1 protein-coding gene and 1 pseudogene are annotated in these 1,147 nt (G+C 73.7%); both read left to right on the forward strand.

The window, feature by feature from the left end; genetic code table 11:
- A partial coding sequence (locus NKF06_RS20610; protein ID WP_253246464.1) for a hypothetical protein occupies positions 1–483 on the forward strand: 483 nt, incomplete at its 5' end.
- Positions 480–1,147: pseudogene (locus NKF06_RS20615) on the forward strand (hypothetical protein); the annotation flags it as partial. The gene NKF06_RS20610 and the pseudogene NKF06_RS20615, both read left to right, overlap by 4 nt.

Here is a 1,147-nt window from a genome sequence, read left to right on the forward strand (position 1 = left end):
CTCGTCGCGGGCGCGGTCGCCGCCGCGTACTTCTTCGTCCTCGCGTCGCTGGCCGGGTTGGTGTCCGTTGACCTCGCCGCGCTCCTCGGCGGGACTCACGGACACACCACCGCGCACCACCAGACCGGCTGGCAGTTCTCGCTCGCCGCGCCGGGGTGGGGGCCGCGGGTCGGGTACGCCGGGGAAGTCGTTTCGGCGACGTTCGTCCCGTACCGCGTCGCCGGCTACCTCGCGCTCGCGTACCTCGTCTACGCCGCCGTCCTCGACGCGGCGAAGAGCGCGCTCTCGGGGGCGCTCGGACTCGTCTCGTGCGTCGGCTGTACCTTCCCGCTCGTCAGCGGCCTCGCCGCGGGCGCGGCCGGCGGCACCGGCGTCGTGAGCGCGCTCCAGGCGCTCTCGGTCGATATCTCGACGCTGGTGTTCGTCGCCGCCGTGGCCCTGCTCGCGTTCGGACCGTCGCTTGCGGAGCGGGCGCGACGATGAGCCGGCGCGCCGAGAGGGAGGTCCGCGCCGCGGCTCGACGCGGTGCAGTCCGGTTCGCCGCGTTCGCGGTCGCCTCGGTCGCTTTTTCCACTCCGGCGCTCGCGCACGCCGGCTCGCTGGCCGGGTCGCTCCGCTCGGTTCCGGCCCCGTTCTGGCTCGTCGTCGTCTCCGGCGGCGGCGTCGTCTGCGTCTCCTTTCTGCTGTCGGCGTTCGTCACCGACGACGAGACGCTCGACGCCTTCGGACGCGCGGGTGTCCGAATCGGAGGGTTGGCTGGGGGCGTCGCGACCGCGGAAGCCGCGCTCAGACTACTCGGCGTCGCCGCGCTCGTCCTCGTCGTCGCCTTCGGGCTGTTCGGGCCGCCTGTCGGCATCGCTAACCTCGGCGTCCTGCTCGTCTGGGTCGGCTGGTGGGCGGGATTCACGATGGTCACCTACCTCGTCGGGAACGCGTGGCCGCTTGTGAACCCGTGGCGGACGCTCGGCGCAGCGCTTCGGGGACGATTCGCGGCGGCAGAGAGGCTGTCGCGGCCCTACCCCGACCGACTCGGGTCGTGGCCGAGCGTCGTCGGCCTGCTCGGACTCGTCTGGCTAGAGGTTGTCAGCCCGCTCGCGGCGGACCCGCGGGCGCTCGCGGCCGTGGTCGTCGGCGTGAGCGCCGTCGG

Origin of the sequence: Haloferax sp. AB510, assembly GCF_024136985.1 — an archaeon.
Classification (GTDB): domain Archaea; phylum Halobacteriota; class Halobacteria; order Halobacteriales; family Haloferacaceae; genus Haloferax.